The sequence below is a fragment of the Alcanivorax sp. HI0044 genome, assembly GCF_001634945.1.
Map to the genome: position 1 here is coordinate 1 of NZ_LWEZ01000837.1, position 6560 is coordinate 6560.

General features: G+C 57.1%; 7 protein-coding genes and 1 pseudogene. 5 read left to right on the top strand and 3 right to left on the bottom strand.

All coding sequences use genetic code 11. The features are described from left to right. A partial coding sequence (locus A3730_RS09850; protein ID WP_197477411.1) for a dihydroxy-acid dehydratase occupies positions 1 to 487 on the top strand: 487 nt, incomplete at its 5' end. 77 nt (positions 488 to 564) lie between these two features. On the opposite strand, the pseudogene A3730_RS29640 reads toward A3730_RS09850, so the two are convergent. The 3 genes and pseudogenes from A3730_RS29640 to A3730_RS09865 all read right to left on the bottom strand — a co-directional run. Next, positions 565 to 1050: pseudogene (locus A3730_RS29640) on the bottom strand (DUF4372 domain-containing protein); the annotation flags it as partial. Between the two features lie 173 nt (positions 1051 to 1223). Beyond that, positions 1224 to 2504 (bottom strand): TRAP transporter large permease, encoded by a 1281-nt coding sequence (locus A3730_RS09860; protein WP_063519880.1) that lies wholly within the window; start codon positions 2502 to 2504, stop codon positions 1224 to 1226. A 51-nt stretch (positions 2505 to 2555) separates the two neighbouring features. Next, complete coding sequence (locus tag A3730_RS09865) at positions 2556 to 3140, bottom strand: TRAP transporter small permease (RefSeq protein ID WP_063519881.1); 585 nt, start codon at positions 3138 to 3140, stop codon at positions 2556 to 2558. 358 nt (positions 3141 to 3498) lie between these two features. Between A3730_RS09865 and A3730_RS09870 the strand changes: the two genes are divergently transcribed. The 4 genes from A3730_RS09870 (at position 3499) to A3730_RS09885 (ending at position 6437) form a co-directional block, all read left to right on the top strand. Beyond that, complete coding sequence (locus tag A3730_RS09870) at positions 3499 to 4035, top strand: MarR family winged helix-turn-helix transcriptional regulator (protein WP_063519882.1); 537 nt, start codon at positions 3499 to 3501, stop codon at positions 4033 to 4035. 4 nt (positions 4036 to 4039) lie between these two features. After that, positions 4040 to 4582: a diaminobutyrate acetyltransferase gene (gene ectA / locus A3730_RS09875; protein WP_063519883.1), complete on the top strand. Its 543-nt coding sequence runs from the start codon at positions 4040 to 4042 to the stop codon at positions 4580 to 4582. A gap of 61 nt (positions 4583 to 4643) precedes the next feature. Beyond that, positions 4644 to 5948, top strand: coding sequence for a diaminobutyrate--2-oxoglutarate transaminase (ectB, locus tag A3730_RS09880; protein WP_063519886.1), 1305 nt, complete (start codon positions 4644 to 4646; stop codon positions 5946 to 5948). 90 nt (positions 5949 to 6038) lie between these two features. Next, positions 6039 to 6437 (top strand): ectoine synthase, encoded by a 399-nt coding sequence (locus A3730_RS09885; protein WP_007149683.1) that lies wholly within the window; start codon positions 6039 to 6041, stop codon positions 6435 to 6437. Positions 6438 to 6560: the final 123 nt, after the last annotated feature.

A 6560-nucleotide genomic window follows, 5' to 3' on the forward strand; every position in this document is an offset into this window, starting at 1 on the left:
CAAGGAAGGCACCCACTTTTCCGGCCCGGCACGGGTGTTCGGTTCGGAAGAAGAAGCCCAGCAACGGATTAACGACGGCACGGTAGTGTCTGGCGACGTGGTAGTGATTCGCTATGAAGGCCCCCGCGGTGGGCCGGGCATGCGTGAAATGCTCACCCCCACCTCCGCCATCATGGGGCGAGGCTTGGGTAATGAGGTGGCGCTGATTACCGATGGCCGCTTCTCCGGCGGCAGCCATGGTTTCGTGGTCGGCCACGTGACCCCGGAAGCCTTCGATGGCGGTCCGCTGGCGCTACTGGAAGACGGCGACCTGATCACCATTGATGCGCAGGAGAACACCCTGGTTGTGGACCTCTCCGATGCAGAGCTGGCACGCCGCCGTGCCAATTGGCAGCAGCCGACGCCACGTTATACCCGTGGGGTGTTGGCCAAGTACGCACGGCTGGTCGGTTCCGCCAGCGAAGGCGCGCTGACGGATCAGGATTGATCAGTCGGGGCGAGCTTCTGCTTTTGCCGACAAAGACAAGCAGATGCTCGCCATCGCCATGGATGTCCCCCATAGCGTTCTGGCACATGGGTGCCATGGTTGAGTCCGACACTCAGCTTCACGTTGCAGGTATCCGGCCGGTGGGCAGCCCAGGGAAACAGCTTGAGGGACAGGTTGATGGCACTCGCATCCAGTGAGTAGAGAGGGTTCTTGAAGCGGAACTTATGGGAGCTGGGGCTATTTCTGCAGCGCTGGAGCAGCTTGTAGAACAGCGCTTCGTAGAGCTCCGCCGGCTGCTTCTCATTGAGCCTTGCCAAGGTAGAACGGGCAACGGGTTTGGCGCCAAGGTGGAAAAGCTTATGCTTTTGGCTCTCCAGGTTCGACTGGATATCGCGCAGGCTCTGACGGCCGGAAAGCTGAGACATGGCCATGCCAATGAATTGATCCCAGCGCGTGGCGGATCTCAGTTTTTGCCCGTGATGATGCTCTTTGGCCAGCCTCTCAAAATCATGTCTCGAAACCGGTTTGAGCAGTTGGTGAAAGGCGGTGTTATGATGTGACAAAGCCTGAACCTCCCTGATCACAATGTTTTCCTCGCAGAATCATTGTAACCAGTTCGGTTCAGGCTTTTTCATTTGTCCCTCAACTGTGGGACAGCAGTGGGCCAATTGGCCGGGCTTTTTTGTGCCGGTCTGCCCGCAACACGGACCTCGACCCTGCTAGCGTCTAGCGCAGATCACCCACCCAACGCAGGCAACCACAGTGATATCTGCGGAAACAGAATCAGAATGAAGGTGGCGATCAGCAGCATAAAGATAAACGGCGGCGTACCCCGAATCACATCCAGATAGGGGCGACGGAACACCGCAATGGCGGTGAAAATATCGCACCCGAACGGCGGCGTGGCGGAACCAATAGCCGCCTGCAGGGTAACGATCACGCCCACGTGAATCGGGTCCAGGTTGGCGGATTCGATCAGCGGCTTGAAGATCGGCACCAGAATCAGGATCACCACGATGGGGTCCACAAACATGCAGCCAATAAAGAATGCCACGGCGATCAGCGCCAGCGCCGCCACCTGATTCTGGCCAATGGATTCAATGGCAGGCCCCAGCAGTTTCTCGGGAATCCCGGCAGTCCCCAAAGTGTGGGAAAACGCCGCGCCAATGGCCACCAGGATAAAGACCACCGCAGTGATCATCCCGGAGGACAACGCCAGCCCCCCCAGGTCCTTCACGCTGACCTTGCGGAAAATCACCACTTCCAGCAGCAAGGCATACGCCACCGCGATGGCCGACGCTTCCACCGCACTGAACAGCCCGCCATAAATACCGCCGACCACCAGAATCGGGAAGCCCAGCGGCAAGATCGCCCCCCGCATGGCCTTGAAGCGTACCCCCCAGCTGGCCCGCTCCTCTGGCTCAATCCCTTTGACCCGGGCGCCAATCCAGCAGTAGACGGAGAACATCAGCAGCACCAGCAGGCCCGGCAGGATACCTGCCAGGAAGAGGTCGCCGATGGAGGTTTTCATCACCACGCCATAAACGATAAACCCAATACTGGGGGGGATCAGCAGCGCGATATCACTGGCATTGATGATTAACGCCAGCGCAAAACTGTCGGAATAGCCCTTGGACAGCAGGCGCGGGCGCATGGGGCCACCCATGGCCACCACCGTGGCCTGGGTGGAACCGGACACCGCGCCAAACACCGCACAGGACGCCGCGGTGGTGATCGGCAAACCGCCGCGCAGATGCCGGGTAAAGGCATCCACCAGGTCCAGCAACCGGTTGGCGGTATGGCCCTTGGTGAGAATATCCGCAGCAAAGATAAACATGGGCACTGCCGCCAACACCCAGCTACCGACACCATTGACCATCCAGGTGATAGCCTGGTCCGGGCCGAAGAAAGTCAGCCCGGTGAACATCATGAACAATGTCCCCACCGCCAGCGGCACCATCATGGGGTACCCCATCATCAGCAACACCAGCATGATCACAGCCAGAATGATTAACACAGCGACAACCCCCTCATTCAGCAGCACTCATAGCAAAAAACCGGCTACGCATCAGCGCTGGCCATCCTGATCATCCACAGCCGCCGCCTCCAGCGGCACCGCTTCATAGCTTTCTTCTTCGTTGAACGACCGCCAGACACCCTTGGATACCGCATTGCGGGTAAAGGTCAGCAGGTACTGGATGCCAGCCATGCTGAACCCCGCAGGCAGTGCCAGGTAGACCAGCCACATGGGCACCTGCAGTGACGCACTCACCCGGCCACGCTCCTGAATATCAAAGACGTACTGACCGGATTTCCAGGCGAAATAAAACATCAGCGTCGCCGTTCCCAGGCAAATCAACATCTGCAGCCCCTTGCGGGCCTTGCCATTGAGCTGTTCATAGATGGCGGACATGCGGATGTGACGGGCGTGGCGGGCCGCGTAGCCCAGCCCCACGAAGGTCAGTACCACGATCAGCATTTTCACCACTTCATAGGTACCGGGAATCCCTTCATCAAACAGGGTCTGCCCCACCACATGGCCACTCATCAACAGGGCCATGGCCAGAATGCAGCCGCCGATAATGACGCGCTCAATCACCCCCAGAGTGCGATCCAGCCAGGAAAGTACGAGAAGAAAGGAATCAATCATCATGGCAACGCCTATAAACACGACGACGAAAAACAGCCCCCGGATTCGGGAACTGGAGAAGTCCTTTGTGACACAAAACATGTGCGATTGTCGAAACTGCGAGCCTTTCACCCTGGCAGGTCGTAAACCCCCGCAGAGCAAGGAATGCAGACGATATAGCCGGTCACAACACCGTCACCGCCCGGTATTTATTTTGACATCTAAATGTTTTATCTCTAAGATAGCCTACCACTTATCGCAAGGGATTACTCGCCATTGCCCTGTTTTGATGGAGATAGAATCTTTACATCTCAAAGGTGATTGCAGACAAACCATGTCTAATTTCGGTCACATTACTTTGTTATCAAGAGAATTTTCGGCAATGGCCAGACACGAAGACGTGCTAATCGCATTACGACAGATCATTCGCGCCACGGACCTCTACTCACGCAAGCTGAGCAAGGTATCCGGCCTGACATCGCCCCAGCTTCTCATCATGCAGGCGATTGCGGCGCACGGTGAGATGACCATGGGGGATCTGGCCAACGAGGTATCACTGAGCCAGGCCACCGTCACCACCATTCTCGACCGTCTGGAAAAGCGGGAGCTACTGGGCCGCAAGCGTGGCGAGCAGGATAAACGCCGTGTTTATGCCCACCTGACCTCCGCCGGCCTGGATATCATCGAGAAGGCCCCCACCCCGCTCCAGGACGAATTCATCGAACGCTTTGACCGCCTTGAGGATTGGGAGCAATCTTTAATTCTTAGCTCCCTGCAGCGGGTTGCGGCAATGATGAATGCCGGCGATATCGACGCCTCGCCGGTACTGGATCTGGGGGCCATTGATCGCGCGCAACCGGCGGTAGAAATGAACAGCCGCCGGGACGCAAACTCTTTCTCCAAAACGGACCATAAGTGAAACCATGTCAGCAGACGATGCGAAAAAAACGGATTCATCCACCGACAAATCGGATGACATCACCTTTCGTAAACCTGAAAGCCAGGACGGTAGCCGGGTTCACAAACTGATCAGCGAGTGCAAGCCTCTGGACGAGAACTCCGTCTACTGTAACTTGCTGCAGTGCACCCACTTTGCCGACACCTCAGTGGCGGCAGAAATGGACGGGGACCTGGTCGGCTTTATTTCCGGCTACATCCCGCCCAAGCAGCAAAATGTCCTGTTTGTCTGGCAGGTAGCGGTGCACGAAAAAGCCCGGGGCAAGGGCCTGGCCAAGCGCATGCTGGCCGAACTGATCGAGCGCGAAGAAAGCACCGATGTTCAGTTCATTGAGACCACCATCACCCCGGACAACGAAGCCTCCTGGGGCATGTTCCGCAGCTTCGCCTACCAGCGCAGCATGCCCACGGAAGAATTTATTCTGTTCGATTCGCGCATTCACTTTGCCGGCGAACATAACGACGAATACCTGCTACGTATCGGCCCGTTCAATCGCGACGACGCGTAAACGCACCCCGAACCAGCAACCCTAATTCAAGCGAGGACCAGGAATCATGAGTACAGAAACCATGGATACAGACATTTTTGAAAGCCACGAATCGGAAGTAATGAGCTATGCACGTAGCTTTCCGGTGGTATTCGATCAGGCCAAAGGCAGCTATCTGTACGACGAAAATGGCAAGGAATACATCGACTTCCTGGCCGGTGCAGGCACCCTGAACTACGGCCACAACAACCCGGTCCTGAAAGAAAAGCTGCTGGAATACATCCAGCGCGACGGCATCGTTCACGGCCTGGACATGCACACCGCTGCCAAACGTGAGTTCATGGATGCCTTCTATGAAACGATTCTGAAGCCGCGCGATATGGATCACGTGATGCAGTTCACCGGCCCCACCGGCACCAACGCGGTGGAAGCGGCATTGAAAATTGCCCGTAACATCAAAGGCCGTGAAAACATCATCAGCTTCACCAACGGCTTCCACGGTGTAAGCCTGGGCGCGTTGGCCGCCACCGGTAACAGCCACCACCGTGGCGTCGCTGGCGTGACCATGGGCGGTGTCACCCCCATGCCGTACGACGGCTATCTGGGTGATGCATTCGACACCACCGAATACCTGGACAAGGTACTGGGCGATTCCTCCAGCGGCGTTGACCATCCTGCGGCCGTCATCGTTGAAACTGTACAGGGCGAAGGCGGCATCAACGCAGCCAGCTTCGACTGGTTGCGCAACCTGGAAAAAGTGTGTCGCAAGCACGACATGCTGCTGATCCTGGATGACATCCAGGCCGGCTGTGGTCGTACCGGCACCTTCTTCAGCTTTGATGACATCGGCATCAGCCCGGACATCATCACCCTATCCAAGTCCCTGAGCGGCTATGGCCTGCCTTTCGCCATGGTGCTACTGAAGCCGGAACTGGATCAGTGGAAACCCGGCGAGCACAACGGCACCTTCCGTGGCCACAACCTGGCTTTCGTAACCGCCGCTGCAGCGCTGAACCACTACTGGCGCGATGACAAATTCGCCAAGGAAGTGCAGAAGAAAGCGGACATCATTACCGACCACTTCCGCGAGATTGCCAACAGCTACGACAGCCACTGGTTCTACCTAAACGGCCGCGGCATGATGCAGGGCCTGGTCGCCCGCGATGGCGAAGTCGCTGGCGAAATCACCAAAGCCTGCTTCAAGCGTCAGCTGGTGATTGAAACCTCCGGCGCCGATGATCAGGTGATCAAGACCCTTTGCCCGCTGACCATCAGCGAAGAGGACCTGGTTCGCGCCCTTGAGATCGTCAAGGAAAGCGTAGAAGAAGTGATGACCGACCGCATCAAGCGCGGCGAAGCTCACTCCGTGGCCAGCATCACTGCCTAACACGGCGGTTCCCGCTCCCCCGCCTCCTTTTTCGCGAGAGTGGGGGAGCGTTATTTCTCCCTCCCCCGATTTTTAGCTCAGGAGTTATCCATGATCGTTCGCACTCTGGCTGAAGCCGAGAAGTCTGACCGCTGTGTCAAAGCCGAAAACGGCAACTGGCAGTCTGTTCGCCTGTCTCTCAAAGAAGACAAGATGGGGCACTCGTTCAACATCACCACCATCTTCAAAGGCACCAAGACCCATATCAAATACGCCAACCACTGGGAATCCGTCTACGTGATTTCCGGTAGCGGCAAGATCGAGACCCTGGATGACGGCAAGGTCTACGACCTGACTCCGGGCACCATCTACCTGCTCGACGAGCACGACGAGCATTACCTCTACGGTGGCGAAAACGAAGACATGGTCGTCGCCTGTGCTTTCACTCCGCCCCTGAGCGGCAAGGAAGTGCACGACGAGAACGGTGTTTACCCGGCAGATGTGGATTAAGAGACGCATCATGCTGCATGCAACAGGCTTGCACGCAAAAAAGGGACGCTTCGGCGTCCCTTTTTTTGCGTGTAGCGTGCTGCATGCTGCATGTTGCTTGCAGCCCCTCTCATTCAAAACGCA